Consider the following 19,705-nt stretch of genomic DNA (forward strand, 5'->3'; position numbering starts at 1 on the left):
CCAGTTTAAAACAGCGGTGAATACAGTGCCACTAACACATAGCCTATGCCTGCACCGGCTAGCACATCACTCGGGTAGTGCAGTCCCAATACCACACGCGACATACCGACCAATACGACAAACGGGTAAATAATCGGGAATAATTGCGGATAATGCTGCACGGCGACCATGCCGAATGCGACGGCGTGCAAGGTATGGCCAGAGGGGAAACTGAAATAATCCAGTGGCGTTCCGCTTAACAATACATCCTGGCGCACCTGGAACGGCCTTGGGCGACTGGTGCGATGTTTGAGCCATTTGTAGACTAGCGTGCCGGACAGTCCGACGGTGAGCATTTGCAGGCAAACATACAAACCATGTTGCCCTTGAGTCACGGCGATCACCAGCATCAGCAAGTACCAGAACATGCCATCACCCATGCGCGAGATAGCGCGAAACGAGTGGCGGATAAAACGATACTGCCCGGTATGACTGACTTTGACACACAACCGGCTGTCTACCGACTGCACCCATCCCAACGTTTGTTGTAGTTTTAGCATCTCAAGTCCTTTCCGGGACTAACCTTGATACTGCTGGGGTTAGCCGACTACTTAGGTGAGCGTAGTGTGACGGGGATGCTTGAACCTATCGTGAAGGATTCGTGAAACTAATGTGACGTGCCTATATAGCCAGGAACTATTTCCACAACACGCGGTAGACAAAGCCCGGAAATGAAAACACCAGGAACAGACAGAGGGTGATGCTATAAAACTCCCAGCCTTGAGGCCAGACTTGGCCCATGACCAGCTGCTCGACAAAATAAGCGATCACCAGTGTGATGAAATACGCAGGCAGCAACACTGCAAAGCGTTGCCATAATTGATTGATAGTGCCTGCGATGCCCAGCCATTTATCCGAGATCCAGCCCAGATTGGCCATAAACACCATTAACACCAGATATAGAAACTTGGTCAACATTATTGCAGGCTCATCAATAAACTACGGCCACAGACGCTGAGCAGTATCTCCGGGAACAAGCCCAGGCCCAGCAATGCCAGTGAATGTACGCTTAATACAAAACGCATATCTACCGGGGCAGTCAGCGGCGTGTTATCCAAAGGTGCGTCAAAATACATTTTGCGCACGATATTCAGGTAGTAGAAAGCACCAATCACTGCCATCAATACTGCCAGCACCACTTGCCAGGTGAACCCGGCCTGCCATGCCGCTTGCAAGACGGTGAATTTGGCATAAAAACCAATCGTTGGCGGGATGCCGGCCATGCTGAACATAATGATCAGCATCAGGAAAGCAAACCACGGATGACGCTGGTTGAGGCCTTTCAGGTCATCGATTTCTTCCGCTTCAAAGCCCTGGCGGCTTAACAACAGAATAATGCCAAAACCGGCAATCGAGGTCAGTACATAAGTGCTGATATAAAAGAAGCTTGAGGCAAAGCCGTTGGCATTCGCGCTCATCATGCCAAACAGAATAAAGCCGACATGCGAGATGGTGGAATAAGCCAGCATGCGCTTAAGGTTGGTTTGCACAATGGCACTGAAGTTACCAATGACGATGGACAGGATCGCCATCAACATCAGCATATCCTGCCAGTCTTGCGCCAGCGGGTGCAGACCTTGCACCAGCAAGCGTACCGTCATTGCAAAAGCTGCCAGCTTGGGCACGGAACCGATGAGCAGTGTCATGGGTGTTGGTGAACCCTGATACACATCTGGCACCCACATCTGGAAAGGCACAGCGCCAAACTTGAACGCGATACCGGACACCAGGAACACCAGCCCCATGATCAATATCGGGCTCTTGTTCTGTTGCATAATGCTATTGGCGATATCACTGACATCCAGGCTGCCGGTCATCCCGTAAATCATGCTCATGCCGTATAGCAGCATGCCTGAAGCCAGCGCACCCAGCACAAAGTACTTCATGGCGGCTTCTGAGGCGCGCGGGTTATCGCGGTCAAACGCCACCAGGGAGTATAGACAGAGTGACAGCAGTTCCAGACCGATATAAATAGTCAGCAGGTTATGACCGGAAACCATGATCATCATGCCCAGCAAGCCAAATAGCACCATGGCGTAGAACTCACCACGGTAGAGGTTGCGGTCTTGCAGGTATTTACGGCTATAGATAAAAATCAATGACGTTCCCAGGTACATCATCATTTTGATGACGTCTGAAAGAGTGTCGTCGATAAACATATGCGAGAAGGCAAAGCCAACCGCAGGCGTATGCGTTTTAAAGGTAAAGAATGCCGCTGCAAACAGCGTGAACTGGCTCAGGCCATAAATGATGGAACGGTTTTGCGGCAGGATAAATAAATCCAGCAGCAAAATAAACATGGCCATGCCGAGCAATACCAGTTCCGGCAACAGGGCGAGCAAATCGAATTGCATATTATCCATTTTCTTACATCCTGCCTTAATAGCCTGTGACCGGCAATTTTGAGATCGCCATATGTTTCAGGAATTCACTACTAGTCGCCTGCATGACTTCAGTAATCGGTTGCGGATACAAACCAAAGCCGATCACTAGAATAGCCAGAACGCCGAGGATCAGGAATTCACGTTTATTCAAATCTTTCAGTTCTGCCACATGATGGTTAGTCACATCACCAAAAAATACCCGTTTCGTCATCCACAAGGTATAGGCTGCACCAAAAATCAGTGTGGTGGCCGCCGCAAAGCCGACCCAGAAGTTGAACTTCACTGCGGCCAGGATCACCATGAACTCACCGACAAAGCCTGAGGTACCAGGCAAGCCGCTGTTGGCCATGGCAAACAGCACCGCGAATCCGGCAAATACCGGCATCTTGTTGGCGACACCACCATAAGCGGAAATCTCACGGCTGTGCACGCGGTCATACAGCACGCCTACGCTCAGGAACATGGCAGAAGAAATAAAGCCGTGCGAGATCATCTGCATCACCGCCCCTTCCAGCGCCAGCTGGCTGAACATGAAAAAGCCCAATGTCACAAAACCCATGTGCGAGATAGAAGAATACGCGATCAGTTTCTTCATATCAGTCTGCACCAGGGCGACCAGGGCAATGTAGACCACCGCGATCAGTGACAACACGATCATGGCGGTACTGAAATAATGTGAGGCATCCGGCGCAATCGGCATGGCAAAGCGCAGGAAACTATAGCCTCCCAGTTTCAGCGCAATCGCCGCCAGCACGACAGAACCACCAGTAGGGGCTTCCACGTGCGCATCCGGTAACCAGGTATGCACCGGCCACATCGGGATCTTGACCGCGAACGCCATAAAGAAGGCGATAAAAATATAGATCTGTGCCTGCATGCTCAGCGGCAGCAAGTAGTAATCGGCCAGCTCAAAACTGCCAGTCTGGTGATACAGGTGAATAAACGCCACCAGCATCAACAAGGAACCCAGCAAGGTATACAGGAAAAACTTGACCGTGGCATAGACGCGGTTAGGCCCGCCCCAGATACCGATCACCAGGAACATGGGGATGAGCATCGCTTCCCAGAACACATAGTAGAGGATCGCATCGAGCGCAGTGAACACGCCTATCATGATGCCGCTCATGATCAGGAAAGCCGCCATATACTGGGCCACATGCTTGGTGATCACTTCCCAGCCGGCCAGCACCACGATCACGGTCGTAAAACTGGTCAGCAGTACCAATGGCATGGAGAAGCCATCCACACCCAGGTGATAGTGCATATTAAACGCGGGGATCCACGGCAATAGCTCTTCAAACTGGAAGAAACCATCCTGCACATCAAACTGTGTGTACAGCGGGAGTGTGACCAGGAAACTGACCAGGCTGCCAGCCAGTGCCAGCCAACGCGTCAGTGTTGCCTTGTGGTCGCCCCCGAGCAGCAATACCAGCACGCCGGAGAATACCGGTAGCCAGATGGCCAGACTTAACCATGAAATACTTGTGAGGTCGGCTTGCATCATTAATTAATTTTTACAAAGAAAGACATGAGAAGGAATACGCCAATAATCATTGCAAAAGCGTAGTGATAAATTAAACCTGATTGCACATTGCGTAGTTTGGCAGCGATCTTGCCCATGGTCCTGGCGGTGCCATTGACCATCGCGCCATCGATCAATGTGATATCGCCAAATTTCCATAGCAAGCGGCCCAGGTAACGAGAGCCACCGGCAAAGAATTTTTCATTAAAGCTGTCGAAACCGTATTTGTTATCCAGTATGCGGTAAACCAGGTCGAAGCGCTGTTGGATCGCGGCCGGGATATCCGGACGTTTCATATAGAAGAACCAGGAGAGCAACACGCCAGAGGCTGCCAGGATAAACGGCAAGCTGGCGAAGCCATGAATCGCCATACCTGCCGGGCTGTGCATGAACTCATGGTAATGGTGTGCCAGATGCTCCATCGCCGGGTGGGCTTCGGGATTCACAAAAATCACGTTTTTGAAGAAGTCGCCGAACACCATGGGTTCCAGCGCGAAATAACCGATCACCAGTGATGGAATCGCCAGCAGGATCAACGGCAGCGTCACCACCCAGCCTGGTTCATGCGGATCATCGTTAGGCCCCAGGCCATGGTGATGGGCATCGTCATGGGCGTGATCATCATCATGATACGCGTCAGCATGTGCATCGTGCGCGTCATGGTCATGTGCTGCGTGATTTTTAGCAGTATGTGCATGCGATGTCACGCGCCATTTTTCCTCGCCATGGAAGACCAGGAAATACAGACGGAATGAATAGAATGCAGTCACGAACACACCGACGATCACAGCAAAGTAAGCAAAACCGCTACCAGGGATATGCGATAACTCCACTGCTTCAATAATGCTGTCTTTCGAGTAAAAACCGGAGAAGAATGGCGTCCCGATCAAGGCCAGCGAACCGATCAGTGAAGTGATCCAGGTGATAGGCAGGTATTTTTTCAGGTTCCCCATGTTGCGGATATCCTGATCGTGATGCATACCCATGATGACAGAGCCTGCCCCCAGGAATAACAATGCCTTGAAGAAAGCGTGTGTCATCAGGTGGAAGATGGCCACAGAATAGGCTGAAGCACCGAGCGCAACCGTCATATAGCCCAGCTGTGACAGCGTGGAATAAGCCACCACGCGTTTGATGTCGTTCTGGATAATGCCCAGGAAACCCATAAACAAGGCGGTAATCGCACCAATTACCATCACGGTGGATAAAGCAGTGGTCGATAATTCATATAGTGGCGACATGCGTGCCACCATAAAGATACCGGCGGTGACCATGGTCGCTGCGTGAATCAGGGCAGAAATCGGGGTCGGGCCTTCCATAGAATCTGGCAGCCAGACATGCAACGGCACCTGTGCCGACTTACCCATCGCGCCAACAAACAATAGCAGGCAAGTGACTGTCATCAATGACCAGGAAGAGCTGCCCAGAATATTGACCTGTGTCTCGGCAAGCGAAGGTGCACGCTCAAACACGGTGGCGTAATCCACGCTGCCAAAATAATAAAGCACCATGCCTATGCCGAGCAGGAAACCAAAGTCACCTACCCGGTTGACCAGAAAAGCTTTCAGGTTGGCGTAAATCGCCGTGGGCCGCGTGAACCAGAAACCAATCAGCAGGTAAGAGACCAGGCCTACCGCTTCCCAGCCGAAAAACAGTTGCATGAAGTTATTACTCATCACCAGCATCAGCATGGAGAAAGTAAACAGCGAGATATAGCTGAAGAAGCGGCTGTAGCCTGGGTCTTCATGCATATAGCCTATGGTGTACACGTGCACCATCAATGAAACGAAAGTCACCACCACCATCATCATGGCACTCAGGTTGTCGATCAGGAAACCGACTTCAAAATGAATGTCACCTGAATTCAGCCAGGTGTATACCGATTCATTCAGGGTAAAGCCAGCCAGCGTCTGGTTGAGTATATTCACAGACAAGACGAACGCAGCGCCAACGCCGGCAATGGTAATAACGTGCGCAGCCCAGCGTGGCAGGTAATTGCGGAATAAACCAACGACCGCTGCGGCCAGCAAGGGCAGCAAAGGAATAAGTATCAGGATTTGTTTGATTGTCATTACACTTAACCTTTTAGCTGATCCAGATCGTCAACATTGATGGTATGCAGATTACGGAACAGCACGACCAGGATGGCAAGGCCAATCGCTGATTCAGCCGCCGCCACCGTCAGGATGAAAAATACGAATACCTGGCCTGCAATATCGTTGAGGTAATGCGAGAAGGCAATAAAATTCAGATTCACCGCCAGCAGCATAAGCTCAATCGCCATCAGCAGAATGATCACGTTTTTGCGGTTAAGGAAGATACCGATCACGCTGATAGCAAACATCAGGGCGCCTAAAATCAGGTAATGAGACAAGCCGACCATGATTATTTTTTCTCCTCTGGTGCCGGGGGTGGTGCTGGTGGCTCTACTTCAGCAGGCATAGACACAATACGCAGCCTGTCGCTACGCTTTACCTTGACCTGCTCGGACGGGTTCATGGATTTGTTATCCTGGCGCTCACGCAGTGTGAGCACAATCGCTGCAATCATGGCCACTAACAGCACCACGGCGGCCAGCTCAAACGGCAGCAAATAATCGGTATACAACACTTTGCCCAGCGCGGCGGTATTACTAAAGCCCTCAGGCGCTGTGACTGCCTGGCTAGGATTGAGGTTTTTCGCTGATAGTACAATGACCATCTCAGCCATCATCACCACCCCGAATGTCAATGCCAGTGGCAGATTAGACCAGAACCCTTCACGCAGCTTGTCGATATTGATGTCCAGCATCATCACCACAAACAGGAACAGCACCATCACTGCCCCGACATACACCAGGATCAGTGCGATGGCGAGAAACTCAGCTTCCAGCAACAGCCAGATCCCGGCTGCGGTAAAAAAGGACAACACCAGGAACAAGGCGGCATGCACCGGGTTGCGGGTAGTGATGACGCGAATGCCAGAAAACAGCAGGATCGCTGCCAGCACATAAAAAACTATATCGGTAAATATCATGGTTTTTCCTGTCCGCGCCTAGCGATAAGCCTTGTCCTGGGTACGATCGGCCGCGATTTCTGCCTCATACTTATCGCCCACTTCCAGCAACATTTCCTTGGTGTATAACAGGTCGCCGCGTTGTTCACCGTGGTAATCAAAAATACGTGTTTCGACGATGCTATCTACCGGGCAGGACTCTTCACAGAAACCGCAAAAAATACACTTGGTCAGGTCAATATCGTAGCGGGTAGTCCGGCGGCTGCCATCTTCACGCTGGTCAGACTCGATGGTGATCGCCATCGCCGGGCAGACTGCTTCGCACAATTTGCAGGCGATGCAACGCTCTTCACCATTAGGGTAGCGGCGCAAGGCATGCAAGCCGCGGAAACGGTTCGACTGCGGCGTACGCTCTTCCGGGTACTGGATAGTGATTTTCTTGGCAAAGAAATAGCGTCCTGTCAGGGCCATGCCTTTCAGCATTTCCCATAACATCAAACTGCCTAATGTATTTTTAATCGCGTTCAACATGGTAAGGTTTCTGTTATCCCTGGTTGTGCATTGTCCAATGTCTGAAATCCATTAATGGAACAGATAAGCCCACTGCGTTTGCATCATGGCGGCCACCACGACTATCCATACCAGTGTGATTGGAATAAATACTTTCCAGCCCAGACGCATGATCTGGTCATAGCGGTAACGCGGGAAAGTCGCGCGGAACCATAAAAACATAAACAACAGGAAAGCGACTTTAGCAAACAGCCACAAAATGCTGTCTGGCAAGAATGGCAGTGGCGATAACCAGCCACCCAGGAACATCAATGCCGCCAGCATGGACACCAGTATCATGTTGGCATATTCCGCCAGGAAGAATACCGCAAACGCCATGCCGGAATATTCAACGTGGAAACCCGCCACGATCTCGGATTCACCTTCTGCCACGTCAAACGGGGCGCGGTTGGTTTCGGCCACGGCACTGATGAAATACACGATGAATAACGGGAACAGAGGAATAAAGTACCAATGCCAGAAACCACCCTCCTGCCCCATCACGATCTTGCCCAGGTTGAGTGAATTGGCACACATGAGCACACCCACCAGTGTGAAGCCCATGGCGATCTCATAAGACACGATTTGTGCGGCGGAACGCAGTGAACCCAGGAATGCGTATTTGGAGTTGGACGCCCAACCGGCAATAATCACACCGTACACCGCAACTGAAGTCATGGCCAGGATATACAACAAACCGGCATCAATATTGGCTAATACCAGCGTGGCATCAAACGGGATCACCGCCCAGGCAGCAAACGCCGGGGCAATGGTCAGGATAGGGCCAATAAAAAACAGCACTTTATTTGACGCAGTCGGCAGGATGATTTCTTTAAACAACAGCTTTAAAGCATCGGCGATGGGTTGCAGCAAACCAAACGGGCCCACACGGTTAGGGCCGATACGCACTTGCATATAGCCGATGACCTTGCGCTCGAAATAAGTCAGGTAAGCGACACAAATCATCAATGGAAGCACGATGGCAATGATTTTTACCAGTGTCCACGCCACCAGTTGCACATCTGGCCAGTAGGATCCAAATAATTCAGAGAAGAATTGCATGTTATGCCATCTCGGTCAGTTGTTTTTCGTAAATCGCCACTTGCTCGACCGCCGCTTTTTCAATAGTGATATCGCCCATCAGGTCACCCAGCCCCACCGTCAGCGGGTGTGCCGCTGCCACGCGCACGCAGCCTTTGGCCACATGGTTATCCAGGCGCACTTTCAGTACTGCACTGCCTTTATCCTGGCGCGCGACCACAATATCGCCATCCTGCAAACCTAACTCGGCCAACTGCTCGCCATGCATGCGCGCCATCGGGCGGATGTTATATTTGGTTTTCTGCAAAGGGGCTGAACGGCGCACGATAGGGTCAGACTCATACTGCGGCACTTCGCCTATGCGTTGCAAACCCAGTTTCTTGATATTGACCTGGATTTCAACCAGCTCTTTCAGGTTGTTATTCAGACTACGCCAGACCACAGCAGAAGGTTTTTCACCGTTGAAGACAGCATTTTTCACTTCTTCTGAGCTGTTGTAGTCAAATCCTGGCAGGCCTAAGGTATTCGCCAGTACACGTAAGACTTTCCAGCCCGGGCGGCACTCACCCAAAGGACGCGTCACAGCCTGGAAGCTTTGCACACGGCCTTCCATGCTCATGAATGTACCGGAAGTTTCGGTAAATGGCGCGATCGGCAACAAGATATCGGCGTTTTCCAAAGCGGATGATTTATATGCGGTTAATGCGATTACGCACTCCGCTTTTGCCATGGCATCATTCGCCAATGCCGCGTGCTGGCAATCCAGTTCAGGCTCTATATTCAATAATAAATAGGCCTTGCGTGGCACTTCCAGCATGGCACGCGCGTGCATGCCTGTGGCGGAAGGCATCACGCCTATCATATGCATGCCGGTGCTGTTGGCAGCCGGTGGCAAGATACCGCCCTTGGCACCACTGATACCGCCTATGGCTTCTGCCATGCTGTACATTTCAGTAAAGCGTGGGTCGCTCAGCGCCATATTGCCGAGGAAAATACCGACTTTAGGGGCGATCAGGATCAGGTCTTCGCGGATACCGGCCAGGCTTTCCGCGATTTTCTGCGTGTTTGGACGTACCTTGATCTCTTCGAGTAACTTGTTCAGTGTTGGCGGCAGGCACAGCGACAGCTTTTGCAGGCCGGACATGCCTTTTAAAATCTGGCCAAGCACATTCACCATGTCGTTAGGGCGCACAATGACTTTGTGTGCAATATCCATCAATGGATCATTATCTAACGGGCTGACGATGCTCAGCTCAGCACCATTGGCGACCGCTTTACGGATACGCTGCGCGAGCAATGGATGTTCGTTACGGATATTGGACCCTATCAGCAGGATGCGGTCCAGCTCTTCGATCTCCTGGATATTGCAGCCCATCCATGGCGTACCTGTACGCTTTCCGTCCAGGCGGAAGTCAGTCTGACGCAAACGGTAATCGACATTGCCGCAACCGAGGCCATCGGCCAGCTGTTTGATCAGGTAGCCTTCTTCCATGGTGCTGTTGGGTGACACCAGCACGCCCAGGGCGTCAGCACCGTATTGTTTGGTGATGTCTTTTAACTGGCCAGCGGCAAATTCCAGCGCTGTTTTCCAATCGGTTTCCTGCCATTGCCCATTGTGCTTGATCATAGGCACTTTCAGGCGTTCCGGGCTGTTCAGGCCTTCATAGGAGAAACGGTCGCGGTCAGACAGCCAGCATTCATTGATCGACTCTTTTTCACGCGGCAGGATGCGCATGACTTTGTTATCTTTGACGTGTACTTCCACATGTGAACCCAGGCCGTCATGCGGGGCAATCGAAGGTCTGCGCACCAGCTCCCAGCTACGCGCAGAATAACGGAAAGGCTTGCTGGTCAATGCGCCTACCGGGCATAAATCAATGATGTTGCCACTGAGTTCGGAGTTTACGGATTGATCGACATACGCGGTGATTTCAGCATGTTCACCACGGTTGACCAGGCCCAGTTCCTGCATGCCGCCGACTTCCTTGAGGAAGCGCACGCAGCGGGTACACTGGATACAACGCGTCATATCGGTACTCACCAGCGGCCCGATATTCTTGTTGAATACCACGCGCTTTTCTTCGGTGTAACGAGAACCGGAAGCACCATAAGCCACCGCGATATCCTGCAGATCACACTCACCACCCTGATCACAGATCGGGCAATCCAGCGGGTGGTTGATCAGCAAAAATTCCATCACGCTTTTTTGCGCTTCGACTGAAGCCTTGCTGCGTGTGAAAATCTTCATGCCGTCGGCCACTGGTGTGGCGCAGGCGGGTAATGGCTTGTTAAATTTTTCGACCTGTACCAGGCACATGCGGCAGTTGGCGGCTACCGACAGTTTTTTGTGATAGCAGAAACGCGGAATGGCAATGCCTACCGCATCCGCAGCATCAATAATGGTGCTGCCGTGTTCGACCTCTAGTGGTTTGCCGTCAATTTCGATATTTAACATGTCTGCTATCTCTAAAATTTATTTGTTGAGGTGGTCTCAAAAATAGATTTTTATTTACCATCCACCATGGATTTACCATGCTGTATGTAATATTCAAATTCTGGGCGGAAGTGTTTGATAAAGCTCAACACCGGTGTTGCTGCAGCATCCCCGAGTGCACAAATCGTGCGCCCGGAAATGTTATTGCTTAAATCGGTCAGCAAATCCAGGTCTTCCATTTTGCCTTTGCCGTTCACGATACGTTCAATGATGCGGTAAACCCAGCCGGTACCTTCACGGCACGGCGTACATTGACCGCAACTCTCTTCATAAAAGAAATAGCTCAGGCGCTTGAGGGTCTTCACCATGCAGGTGGTTTCGTCCATGACTATCATGGAACCCGCCCCCAGGCTGGAACCGGCTTTGCTCAAGCCATCGTAATCCATGGTCGCATTTTCAATCGCGCTCGCTGGCATCACTGCGGTTGATGGGCCGCCCGGAATCACCGCTTTCAATGTACGGCCTTTCCAGATGCCACCAGCCATCTCTAGCAGATCTTTAAACGGCGTACCCATTTTGATTTCATAGTTGCCAGGTTTTCCGACATGGCCTGACACTGAGAATAACTTGCTACCCCCTGAGTTAGGCACGCCCAGATCGGCAAATGCCTGGCCGCCATGCTGCATGATCCACGGAATGGAAGTGTAACTCTCGGTATTATTGACGTTGGTCGGTTTGCCAAACACGCCATAACTGGCAGGAAATGGCGGCTTGAAGCGTGGCTGGCCTTTTTTGCCTTCTATCGATTCGATCAGCGCCGTTTCTTCGCCGCAGATATAAGCGCCGTAGCCATGTACTGCATACAGATCAAAACTGAAGGTAGTGCCAAACAAGTTTTCACCCAGATAGCCAGCTTCACGTGCTTCTGCCAGTGCGGCTTCAAATATCTCGTAATCCTGCCAGATCTCACCGTGAATATAGTTGTAGCCTACGCGTGCGCCCAAGGTGTAAGCGGCAATCGCCATGCCTTCGATCAGCTGGTGCGGGTTATAACGGATAATGTCGCGGTCTTTAAACGTGCCTGGTTCGCCTTCATCAGTATTACACACCAGGTATTTGGTGCCATCGTAATACCGTGGCATAAAGCTCCACTTCAGGCCGGTGGGGAAACCCGCCCCGCCACGTCCGCGCAAGTTGGAGACTTTGATCTGGCTGATGATTTCCGGCGCTTTGGTTTTTTCTGCTACTAGCCGTTTAAGCTGTACATAACCGCCCAGCTTTTCATAGGTAGCGAGTGAGGCAGGGTTTTCTTCTGTCAGCGTGCGTAAAGTGACCAGCGTTTGCCCGGCCAGATCGGTTTTGACCACGGCAGCCTGGTGGGCTGCTGCCTGCTTGGTTTGGGTAGTTGAAGTATTTGCCATAAACAGTTCCTTCAGCCCTTGTTTAACTCATTAATGAGCGCATCCACTTTTTCAGTGGTCAGAAATTCATGCATCTGGCTGTTGTTGACATGCAACAACGGCGCACCACCGCAACAGCCCATGCATTCGCCCTCTTTCAAACAGAACTTGCCATCGGCAGTGACTTCATTAAAGCCCACACCGAGCTTGTGTTGCAGGTGTTCGACAATCTCATCAGAGCCGCGCAGCATGCAGGAGATATTGGTACAGATGGTGATCTTGTGCTCGCCGACCGGTTCCAGATCATACATATTGTAAAAAGTGGCGACTTCCAGTGCGGCGATCTCGGGGATGCGCAGGTACTTCGCTACTTCGGTGATGCTTTCCTTGGATAACCAGCCGCGTTCCATTTGCACAATACGCAGGGCTGACATCACTGCCGCCTGGCGCCTGTCTGCAGGATACTTGGACAGTTCGTATTCAATTTTCTCTATCGATTCTGCACTCAACATGCTTGTACCTTAATATCTTTTCGATCCGGGTCTATCACGTCAGTCCGGTTATCTATCGATTTCGCCGAACACAATATCTTGTGTACCAATAATCGCCACCAGGTCGGCAATCATATGCCCTCTGGTCATTTCATCCAGCGCGGCCAGATGCGCAAAGCCCGGCGCCCGTATTTTCAGGCGGTAAGGCTTGTTGGCACCATCTGACACCATATAAATACCGAATTCGCCTTTAGGGTGCTCAATGGCGGCATAGGCTTCGCCTTCGGGCACGTGAAAACCTTCGGTAAACAACTTGAAGTGGTGGATCAAGTCTTCCATATTGGTTTTCATGCCTTCGCGGTTAGGCGGCGCCACTTTGTTATCATCAGTGATGACCGGGCCGGGATTGACGCGCAACCAGTCTATACATTGCTTGATGATACGGTTGGACTGGCGCATCTCTTCCACGCGCACCAGGTAGCGGTCATAACAGTCGCCGTTGACACCCAATGGAATATCAAAATCCATCTTGTCATAGACTTCATAAGGCTGTTTCTTGCGCAAATCCCAGGCAATCCCAGAACCACGCAACATCGCGCCAGTGAGCCCCAGTGCCAATGCGCGCTCAGGCGTCACCACGCCGATACCGACCGTACGCTGTTTCCAGATACGGTTATCTGTCAGCAAGGTTTCGTATTCGTCCACATAAGTGGGGAAACGGTTGGTGAAATCTTCAATGAAATCAAGCATGGAACCCTGACGGTTCTCATTCAGTTTCTTGATCTCTGCTTCACTGCGGAATTTGGTGGTTTCGTGCTGCGGCATTTTTTCCGGCAAGTCACGATACACGCCGCCTGGACGGTAATACGCCGCATGCATACGCGCGCCAGACACCGCTTCATATACATCGAACAGATCTTCGCGCTCACGGAAGGCATACAGGAATACTGTCATCGCCCCCACATCCAGCGCATGCGCACCCAGCCACAGCAGGTGATTGAGGATGCGGGTGATTTCATCAAACATGACACGGATATACTGCGCACGCACCGGCACTTCCAGGCCCAGCATCTTCTCGATCGCCATCACATAGGCATGCTCGTTGGCCATCATGGAGACATAATCCAGCCTATCCATGTAAGGCACGCTTTGCAGGTAAGTACGGTTTTCAGCCAGTTTTTCAGTCGCTCTGTGCAACAAACCGATATGCGGGTCTGCACGCTGGATCACTTCGCCATCCAGTTCCAGCACCAGACGTAACACACCATGCGCCGCAGGGTGCTGCGGGCCAAAGTTCATGGTGTAATTCTTAATTTCTGCCATAGCTAGCAAGCCCCAAACATGCAATATTCAGCCAAAGCAAAGGCAGAACTTTGAAAAGAGAATGAATGACTGTGGTTGATTGAAACGGATAAACGATCAACCATGATGTTTTCCTTCATCGCGGATCAGGCGCGGCACATTGTTACGTGGATCAATAGAGACCGGTTGGTAGACGACACGTTGCTGCACCGGGTCATAACGCATTTCCACGTTGCCTATCATGGGGAAATCTTTACGGAAGGGATGGCCGACAAAACCGTAATCAGTCAGCAGGCGACGTAAATCCGGATGGTTCTCAAACATCATGCCGTAAAGGTCAAACGCTTCGCGCTCGAACCAGTTGGCGACCGGCCAGATATCGACCAACGTGGGGAATACAGGGAAATCATCGTCAGCGGCAAATGCACGGATACGCACGCGCTGGTTCAGCCCAACAGATAACAGGTGCAGCACCACGGCAAAGCGCGGGCCTTCCCAGCGGCCATCAGCATAATCGGAATAATCCACACCACACAGATCGATCAGTTGCTCAAACCTGAGCTCGGCATGGGTTTTCAACTTATCTGCCACCGCCAGCAAATGTTTCACATGCACTTCAACGGTGATCTCGCCCAGGCTCTGCTCCAGCTTCACCACGCCATCACCCAATGCTAGCTTGAGCTGTGCGGACAAATGTTCTAGTTTTGCGGACATAGTGTAGTTTCTTGGGCTGGCTAGTTAAGTTCGGGCGATGGTATTGGTTCGTTTGATTTTTTTCTGCAGCTGGATGATGCCGTAAAGCAAAGCCTCTGCTGTCGGTGGACAACCCGGCACATACACGTCGACTGGCACAATCCGGTCACAACCACGCACGACTGCATAAGAATAATGGTAATAGCCGCCGCCATTGGCACAGCTACCCATAGAGATCACCCAGCGTGGTTCCGCCATCTGGTCATAGACTTTACGCAAAGCCGGTGCCATTTTATTCACCAGCGTGCCGGCGACGATCATCACATCCGATTGCCGCGGGCTGGGGCGAAAAACAATGCCGAAGCGGTCCAGGTCGTAACGTGCTGCACCTGCATGCATCATTTCAACCGCACAGCAAGCCAGGCCAAATGTCATCGGCCATAAAGAACCGGTACGCGTATAGTTGATCACCGTATCCAGGGTGGTGGTGACAAAGCCTTTTTCCAGTACGCCTTCAATGCTCATAGCATCAACCCCGTTTTCATCAGTTGCATTCCTGTTAGTCCCATTCCAAAGCCCCTTTCATCCATTCAAAGATGAAACCGACTACCAGCACAAACAAGAACACCATCATGGCCCAAAACCCGGCCGGACCAATTTCCTGGATGACGATCGCCCAGGGGAAAAGAAAAGCAATTTCGAGATCAAACAGGATAAACAGAATGGCAACCAGGTAATAGCGCACGTCAAATTTCATGCGCGCGTCTTCAAACGCTTCAAAGCCACATTCATAAGGAGAGTTTTTTTCCGCATCAGGGCGATGCGGCGAGACTAGTTTACCAGCGATGAGAGGTCCCAGGCCAACGCCCAAGCCCACCAGGGTAAACATTAAAATCGGGAAATAATTTTCTAACACTGATTTGCCTTCATCGATCATGTTAACAAGTCATTTCACTGCAAACCTAACGGCCTGACAAGCACACAACGAAACACGCCCAAGCAAACAATTCCCAAACAGCCAACGTCGCTAATATGTCATCAGACCTGCAATCAAAACACAATCACAGTTAGAACACACATGACGTCACTGGTGCCGTCGGCGAGACTCGAACTCGCACAACTTTCGTCACTACCCCCTCAAGATAGCGTGTCTACCAATTCCACCACGACGGCTTTAAAAAAACTAGTTTGGAATATCTTTGGGTGTATTTTCAACCGGCTTGGCGGGTTCAACCGCTTCGCCTTTGGCCGGAGCCTGTTGTGTCAACGGAGCTTTCACCACGCTGCCAGAACCCGCTTTATGACTGGACATAAATGCCAGCGTCAAACTGGTTGCAAAAAATACTGTAATAAAAATCGATGTCAGCTTACTCAGCAAATTGGAAGAGCCGGAAACCCCGAATAAACTACCTGAGGCACCACTTCCGAACGCTGCGCCCATGTCAGCGCCTTTGCCGTGCTGTAATAAGACCAGGCCAATCACTGAAGCAGCTGCCAACACATGAATGACGAGAATGACGTTTTCCATAATCCTTTAATCCGATAAATGAATAACAATTGCGCTTGTGGCACGCTTGTTATTTAGCTAGAGGTACTATTTTACAGGGACGGCCTGACATATTTTTATAAATTGCTCTACATCTAATGAGCAACGGCCGACCAGCGCACCATCTATTTCCTTCTGATTTAATAATTGTACCGCATTTTGTGGATTTACGCTGCCCCCGTAGAGGATTTTTAACTTGGCAGAGGCTGATTTATCGGCACTTGCCACCGTGTCGCGAATAAACTGGTGCATAGCGACAGCTTGTTCTGCCGTCGCAGCCAGGCCGGTACCAATCGCCCAGATAGGCTCGTAAGAAACAATCGTATCCGCAAAAGCCTCGGCGCCAAACAGTCGGATAATAGTCTCCAGTTGCTTACCCACCACGCGCTCCATGACGCCTGCTTCACGCTCGAGCAAGGTTTCACCGACACACAGGATAGGTTTCAGGCCGTGACGTTTGGCGACCATCATTTTTTCAGCGATGTTTTCATCCGACTCACAATAGGCAGTGCTGCGCTCGGAGTGGCCAATAATCACATATTGCGCGCCAAAATCACGCAACATGCTGGCACCGACCTCGCCGGTGTAAGCACCCTGCTCAAATTTGGCCAGGTTTTGCGCCCCCCAGCCCAGCCGGCTAGACGCCAATAATGATTGCGCTTGTGCCAGGTAAGGGTAAGGCACGCAGATGACCACATCGGTTTGCGGCAGGGATTGCAACCCGTGCAGGTAGCCTTCGATCAATGCCTGGTTCAGCGCCAGGCTGCCATGCATTTTCCAGTTGGCGACAACTAATTTGTTGGATGGGATATTTGGGTCGGATTGGGACATGCAGAAATTTAACTCACAATGTACGGAGCGTTAGCTCAATTGAATTTGCTTTGCGCGAATTCTACGCCCGCACACTGTGAGCGACAAGCACTGAGGGTAAAAACCCGGTAAAAATTAAGCCGTTAAAAACGGATAATCGGTATAACCTTGCGCATTTCCGCCGTAGAAAGACGCAGAATCGGCTTCATTCAATGGCGCATCTTTGGCATAGCGCGCGACCAGGTCAGGGTTTGCGATGAATGGCACGCCGTAAGCGACCGCATCGGCATGACCACTCGCAATCACCGCATTGCCGCGTGCCTTGTCGTAACTCAAATTGGCAATGTAGCCATTGTTAAACAGCTTGCGCAGCGCATCAAAATCAAACGGCTCAGACTCACCACCACCATGAATGCCACCTTCGACCGCATGCAGGTAAGCCAGGTCAAACTGGTTCAATGCATTGGCAACATAGTTGAATGTCTGCTGCGGCTGGCTGTCTTTCATGTCGTTAAACGGGTTGACTGGCGAAATACGTACGCCGACTTTATCGGCACCTATGGTTTCCACCACCGCTTGCACTACTTCCAGCAACAAGCGCGCGCGGTTTTCTACCGAACCACCGTAAGCATCTTCCCTGTGATTACTGCCATCGCGTAAAAACTGGTCGAGCAGATAGCCATTGGCAGCGTGCACTTCTACGCCATCAAATCCTGCGGCAATCGCGCAACGTGTCGCATGCACATAATCTTGCACGATGACAGGCAACTCATCCAGCTCGAGCGCACGCGGGGTGACATAATCCTGCAAACCCTGATAGGTAAACGCCTGGCCAGCTGGCTTGATGGCCGAAGGTGCTACCGGCTGCGCCTGATTAGGCAATAAACTTGGATGAGAGATGCGACCCACATGCCATAGCTGGATCACAATTTTCCCGCCCTGCGCATGCACAGCATCAGTCACTTCTTTCCAGCCTGCGATCTGGGCATCAGTATAAATGCCTGGCAAAGCCGGGTAGCCATGGGCCATCGGCGAGATCGGTGTTGCCTCGGTAATAATCAGGCCTGCGGTGGCACGCTGCTCGTAATAGGTGACATTAATCGCTTGCGGCACACCGCCCTCGCCTGCACGATTACGTGTGAGGGGTGCCATCACCACGCGATTTTTCAAGCTGATTGCGCCTAGTTTTGCCGGGGAAAATAAATCCAATGCCATACCACTCTCCATGTTTATTTTTCAAGAAACTTTAAAACGACAAAACGGAGCGTAGCGCATATGCGCCAGGCATCCGCATGTGTGCTGCGCTCAATAAACCTTATTTAGCCTTGACGCCTTCGATCAACAAGGTGATTTCAATCTCGTCACCCACTGGCGCATTGGCACCCGTGGCCCAGCCGTAGCCGTAATCAGAAGCCTTGATTGTCACATGCCCTTCAAAGCCTGCACGCTGGCCGCCCCAGGGGTCAGCGCCAAAGCCTAATACGCGCACAGGAATATCCACCTGCTTTGTCACGCCATGAATCGTCAATTTACCTTGCAGAATAGCCTGGTTCTGGTTTGAAGCGGTGACTTTGGTACTTTCAAACTGGATCTGCGTATATTTGGCGACATCCAGGTATTTATCGGCCTTGATATGCTCATCGCGTTTGGCAAACCCGGTGTTGACGCTGGCGACATTAATGGTGGCGCGCACGGTCGCGGTATTCAGATTGGCGGGATCAAGCGTGATCACGCCAGTCACATCATTAAAAGTACCGGAAGTTTTGGCAACCACATGGCGGATACTGAAATTGGCAAAACTGTGGCTGGCATCAATATTGTATGTGTCCGTGGCAGCCCAGGCCTGAGACGCTGCCAGCATGCTGATGGCTAGAAATATTTTTTTCACTTGCTTACTCCTTAATTTATTTTGGATTGTTATTTAGTTACAGAAAATCGTTTAGCAATGGTTGCAACACGTTCACCCAAATGCTCGGCAGTCAGCAAATCACTTTGGATCGGGCCAAATTCGGGGCCTTGATCCGCATTTGCCTGTGCCATTGCGCCCAAGAAGCCGCCTAAACGATTTAAATCGTTGACCGACCCCTTGCTGTTATTGTTCCCCGGTAATAAATCCTGACCTACCCAGATCATGCCATGTTGCGCTGCAAACACGGCCAGCTGGATCAAAGTACTCAATTTGTCACCACTCTGGCTGGCAGAAGTGGTGAATCCGGCGGCGATCTTGTCTTGCCACTCGCGCACATACCACTTCTCCGAGCTGGCCTCCATAAATGCCTTAAAAGCAGCAGCAGCGGAGCCCATATAGGTTGGGCTACCAAAAATAATCGCATCGCTGGCTTTCAGTACATCCCACTGTTGCTGGGCTTCTTCTGCGGTGAAAAGGTGCAACTTTGCGCCTGCCACTTTCTCAACGCCGCGCCCTACTGCTTTGGCTTGCTCGGCGGTATGGCCATAACCACTGTGATACACAATTGAAACTTGCGTCATTTTTATACTC

The 19,705-nt window shown here is 51.2% G+C and carries 21 protein-coding genes and 1 tRNA gene; all 22 read right to left on the bottom strand.

Translation table 11 applies throughout. The features are described 5' to 3' along the window. Nucleotides 1–5 precede the first annotated feature (5 nt). Nucleotides 6–539, bottom strand: coding sequence for a phosphatase PAP2 family protein (locus tag ACTS9Y_RS15710; RefSeq protein ID WP_442586835.1), 534 nt, complete (start codon nucleotides 537–539; stop codon nucleotides 6–8). A 136-nt stretch (nucleotides 540–675) separates the two neighbouring features. Beyond that, nucleotides 676–957, bottom strand: coding sequence for a DUF2818 family protein (locus ACTS9Y_RS15715; RefSeq protein ID WP_442586836.1), 282 nt, complete (start codon nucleotides 955–957; stop codon nucleotides 676–678). Beyond that, nucleotides 957–2,402, bottom strand: a complete 1,446-nt coding sequence (gene nuoN / locus ACTS9Y_RS15720; protein ID WP_442586837.1) for an NADH-quinone oxidoreductase subunit NuoN — start codon at nucleotides 2,400–2,402, stop codon at nucleotides 957–959. Before nuoN ends, ACTS9Y_RS15715 begins: the two co-directional genes overlap by 1 nt. Before the next feature lie 16 nt (nucleotides 2,403–2,418). Continuing rightward, the gene (locus ACTS9Y_RS15725; protein WP_442586838.1) at nucleotides 2,419–3,927 is read right to left on the bottom strand and encodes an NADH-quinone oxidoreductase subunit M; all 1,509 of its coding nucleotides are present in this window, start codon (nucleotides 3,925–3,927) and stop codon (nucleotides 2,419–2,421) included. Continuing rightward, a complete protein-coding gene (gene nuoL, locus ACTS9Y_RS15730; RefSeq protein ID WP_442586839.1) occupies nucleotides 3,927–6,017 on the bottom strand; it encodes an NADH-quinone oxidoreductase subunit L in 2,091 nt (696 codons plus the stop codon). The genes ACTS9Y_RS15725 and nuoL overlap by 1 nt, the downstream gene beginning before the upstream one ends. A gap of 5 nt (nucleotides 6,018–6,022) precedes the next feature. Beyond that, complete coding sequence (nuoK, locus tag ACTS9Y_RS15735; RefSeq protein ID WP_055825950.1) at nucleotides 6,023–6,328, bottom strand: NADH-quinone oxidoreductase subunit NuoK; 306 nt, start codon at nucleotides 6,326–6,328, stop codon at nucleotides 6,023–6,025. Between the two features lie 2 nt (nucleotides 6,329–6,330). Next, nucleotides 6,331–6,960, bottom strand: coding sequence for an NADH-quinone oxidoreductase subunit J (locus ACTS9Y_RS15740; protein ID WP_442586840.1), 630 nt, complete (start codon nucleotides 6,958–6,960; stop codon nucleotides 6,331–6,333). An 18-nt stretch (nucleotides 6,961–6,978) separates the two neighbouring features. Beyond that, nucleotides 6,979–7,470 carry an NADH-quinone oxidoreductase subunit NuoI gene (gene nuoI, locus ACTS9Y_RS15745; RefSeq protein WP_379030951.1) on the bottom strand — a complete coding sequence of 164 codons (492 nt, stop codon included), beginning with the start codon at nucleotides 7,468–7,470 and terminating at the stop codon, nucleotides 6,979–6,981. A 51-nt stretch (nucleotides 7,471–7,521) separates the two neighbouring features. Continuing rightward, on the bottom strand, nucleotides 7,522–8,550 hold the full coding sequence (nuoH, locus tag ACTS9Y_RS15750; RefSeq protein WP_442586841.1) for an NADH-quinone oxidoreductase subunit NuoH: 1,029 nt from the start codon (nucleotides 8,548–8,550) through the stop codon (nucleotides 7,522–7,524). A gap of 1 nt (nucleotide 8,551) precedes the next feature. Beyond that, a complete protein-coding gene (gene nuoG, locus ACTS9Y_RS15755) occupies nucleotides 8,552–10,984 on the bottom strand; it encodes an NADH-quinone oxidoreductase subunit NuoG (RefSeq protein ID WP_442586842.1) in 2,433 nt (810 codons plus the stop codon). A 50-nt stretch (nucleotides 10,985–11,034) separates the two neighbouring features. Beyond that, nucleotides 11,035–12,384: an NADH-quinone oxidoreductase subunit NuoF gene (gene nuoF / locus ACTS9Y_RS15760; protein ID WP_442586843.1), complete on the bottom strand. Its 1,350-nt coding sequence runs from the start codon at nucleotides 12,382–12,384 to the stop codon at nucleotides 11,035–11,037. Between the two features lie 11 nt (nucleotides 12,385–12,395). Next, complete coding sequence (nuoE, locus tag ACTS9Y_RS15765; RefSeq protein ID WP_442586844.1) at nucleotides 12,396–12,875, bottom strand: NADH-quinone oxidoreductase subunit NuoE; 480 nt, start codon at nucleotides 12,873–12,875, stop codon at nucleotides 12,396–12,398. Between the two features lie 48 nt (nucleotides 12,876–12,923). Next, nucleotides 12,924–14,177 (bottom strand): NADH-quinone oxidoreductase subunit D, encoded by a 1,254-nt coding sequence (locus tag ACTS9Y_RS15770; protein WP_442586845.1) that lies wholly within the window; start codon nucleotides 14,175–14,177, stop codon nucleotides 12,924–12,926. 96 nt (nucleotides 14,178–14,273) lie between these two features. After that, the gene (locus ACTS9Y_RS15775) at nucleotides 14,274–14,870 is read right to left on the bottom strand and encodes an NADH-quinone oxidoreductase subunit C (protein ID WP_442586846.1); all 597 of its coding nucleotides are present in this window, start codon (nucleotides 14,868–14,870) and stop codon (nucleotides 14,274–14,276) included. Between the two features lie 24 nt (nucleotides 14,871–14,894). Next, a complete protein-coding gene (locus ACTS9Y_RS15780; protein ID WP_055825969.1) occupies nucleotides 14,895–15,374 on the bottom strand; it encodes a NuoB/complex I 20 kDa subunit family protein in 480 nt (159 codons plus the stop codon). Between the two features lie 34 nt (nucleotides 15,375–15,408). Beyond that, nucleotides 15,409–15,765: an NADH-quinone oxidoreductase subunit A gene (locus tag ACTS9Y_RS15785; RefSeq protein WP_379030973.1), complete on the bottom strand. Its 357-nt coding sequence runs from the start codon at nucleotides 15,763–15,765 to the stop codon at nucleotides 15,409–15,411. A gap of 172 nt (nucleotides 15,766–15,937) precedes the next feature. Beyond that, nucleotides 15,938–16,022, bottom strand: a tRNA-Leu gene (locus tag ACTS9Y_RS15790). Nucleotides 16,023–16,032: 10 nt separating this feature from the next. Continuing rightward, nucleotides 16,033–16,377 (bottom strand): preprotein translocase subunit SecG, encoded by a 345-nt coding sequence (gene secG, locus ACTS9Y_RS15795; protein WP_442586847.1) that lies wholly within the window; start codon nucleotides 16,375–16,377, stop codon nucleotides 16,033–16,035. A 66-nt stretch (nucleotides 16,378–16,443) separates the two neighbouring features. After that, the gene (gene tpiA / locus ACTS9Y_RS15800; RefSeq protein ID WP_442586848.1) at nucleotides 16,444–17,226 is read right to left on the bottom strand and encodes a triose-phosphate isomerase; all 783 of its coding nucleotides are present in this window, start codon (nucleotides 17,224–17,226) and stop codon (nucleotides 16,444–16,446) included. A gap of 114 nt (nucleotides 17,227–17,340) precedes the next feature. After that, a complete protein-coding gene (locus ACTS9Y_RS15805) occupies nucleotides 17,341–18,420 on the bottom strand; it encodes an alkene reductase (RefSeq protein ID WP_442586849.1) in 1,080 nt (359 codons plus the stop codon). A 100-nt stretch (nucleotides 18,421–18,520) separates the two neighbouring features. Continuing rightward, a complete protein-coding gene (locus ACTS9Y_RS15810; RefSeq protein WP_442586850.1) occupies nucleotides 18,521–19,093 on the bottom strand; it encodes a YceI family protein in 573 nt (190 codons plus the stop codon). A 29-nt stretch (nucleotides 19,094–19,122) separates the two neighbouring features. Further along, on the bottom strand, nucleotides 19,123–19,695 hold the full coding sequence (locus ACTS9Y_RS15815; RefSeq protein ID WP_442586851.1) for a flavodoxin family protein: 573 nt from the start codon (nucleotides 19,693–19,695) through the stop codon (nucleotides 19,123–19,125). Nucleotides 19,696–19,705 lie beyond the last annotated feature (10 nt).

Origin of the sequence: Methylophilus sp. (assembly GCF_052173275.1) — a bacterium.
Lineage (GTDB): Bacteria > Pseudomonadota > Gammaproteobacteria > Burkholderiales > Methylophilaceae > Methylophilus.

What these genes read in the sequence shown, in the direction of transcription:
- ACTS9Y_RS15775 (WP_442586846.1), bottom strand. Translation starts at nt 14,870, where the DNA reads ATGTCCGCAAAACTAGAACATTTGTCCGCACAGCTCAAGCTAGCATTG.
- ACTS9Y_RS15725 (WP_442586838.1), bottom strand. Translation starts at nt 3,927, where the DNA reads ATGATGCAAGCCGACCTCACAAGTATTTCATGGTTAAGTCTGGCCATC.
- ACTS9Y_RS15740 (WP_442586840.1), bottom strand. Translation starts at nt 6,960, where the DNA reads ATGATATTTACCGATATAGTTTTTTATGTGCTGGCAGCGATCCTGCTG.
- ACTS9Y_RS15780 (WP_055825969.1), bottom strand. Translation starts at nt 15,374, where the DNA reads ATGAGCATTGAAGGCGTACTGGAAAAAGGCTTTGTCACCACCACCCTG.
- ACTS9Y_RS15710 (WP_442586835.1), bottom strand. Translation starts at nt 539, where the DNA reads ATGCTAAAACTACAACAAACGTTGGGATGGGTGCAGTCGGTAGACAGC.
- ACTS9Y_RS15770 (WP_442586845.1), bottom strand. Translation starts at nt 14,177, where the DNA reads ATGGCAGAAATTAAGAATTACACCATGAACTTTGGCCCGCAGCACCCT.
- nuoL (WP_442586839.1), bottom strand. Translation starts at nt 6,017, where the DNA reads ATGACAATCAAACAAATCCTGATACTTATTCCTTTGCTGCCCTTGCTG.
- nuoH (WP_442586841.1), bottom strand. Translation starts at nt 8,550, where the DNA reads ATGCAATTCTTCTCTGAATTATTTGGATCCTACTGGCCAGATGTGCAA.
- nuoK (WP_055825950.1), bottom strand. Translation starts at nt 6,328, where the DNA reads ATGGTCGGCTTGTCTCATTACCTGATTTTAGGCGCCCTGATGTTTGCT.
- tpiA (WP_442586848.1), bottom strand. Translation starts at nt 17,226, where the DNA reads ATGTCCCAATCCGACCCAAATATCCCATCCAACAAATTAGTTGTCGCC.
- ACTS9Y_RS15805 (WP_442586849.1), bottom strand. Translation starts at nt 18,420, where the DNA reads ATGGCATTGGATTTATTTTCCCCGGCAAAACTAGGCGCAATCAGCTTG.
- nuoE (WP_442586844.1), bottom strand. Translation starts at nt 12,875, where the DNA reads ATGTTGAGTGCAGAATCGATAGAGAAAATTGAATACGAACTGTCCAAG.
- nuoN (WP_442586837.1), bottom strand. Translation starts at nt 2,402, where the DNA reads ATGGATAATATGCAATTCGATTTGCTCGCCCTGTTGCCGGAACTGGTA.
- ACTS9Y_RS15715 (WP_442586836.1), bottom strand. Translation starts at nt 957, where the DNA reads ATGTTGACCAAGTTTCTATATCTGGTGTTAATGGTGTTTATGGCCAAT.
- ACTS9Y_RS15815 (WP_442586851.1), bottom strand. Translation starts at nt 19,695, where the DNA reads ATGACGCAAGTTTCAATTGTGTATCACAGTGGTTATGGCCATACCGCC.
- nuoF (WP_442586843.1), bottom strand. Translation starts at nt 12,384, where the DNA reads ATGGCAAATACTTCAACTACCCAAACCAAGCAGGCAGCAGCCCACCAG.
- nuoG (WP_442586842.1), bottom strand. Translation starts at nt 10,984, where the DNA reads ATGTTAAATATCGAAATTGACGGCAAACCACTAGAGGTCGAACACGGC.
- secG (WP_442586847.1), bottom strand. Translation starts at nt 16,377, where the DNA reads ATGGAAAACGTCATTCTCGTCATTCATGTGTTGGCAGCTGCTTCAGTG.
- nuoI (WP_379030951.1), bottom strand. Translation starts at nt 7,470, where the DNA reads ATGTTGAACGCGATTAAAAATACATTAGGCAGTTTGATGTTATGGGAA.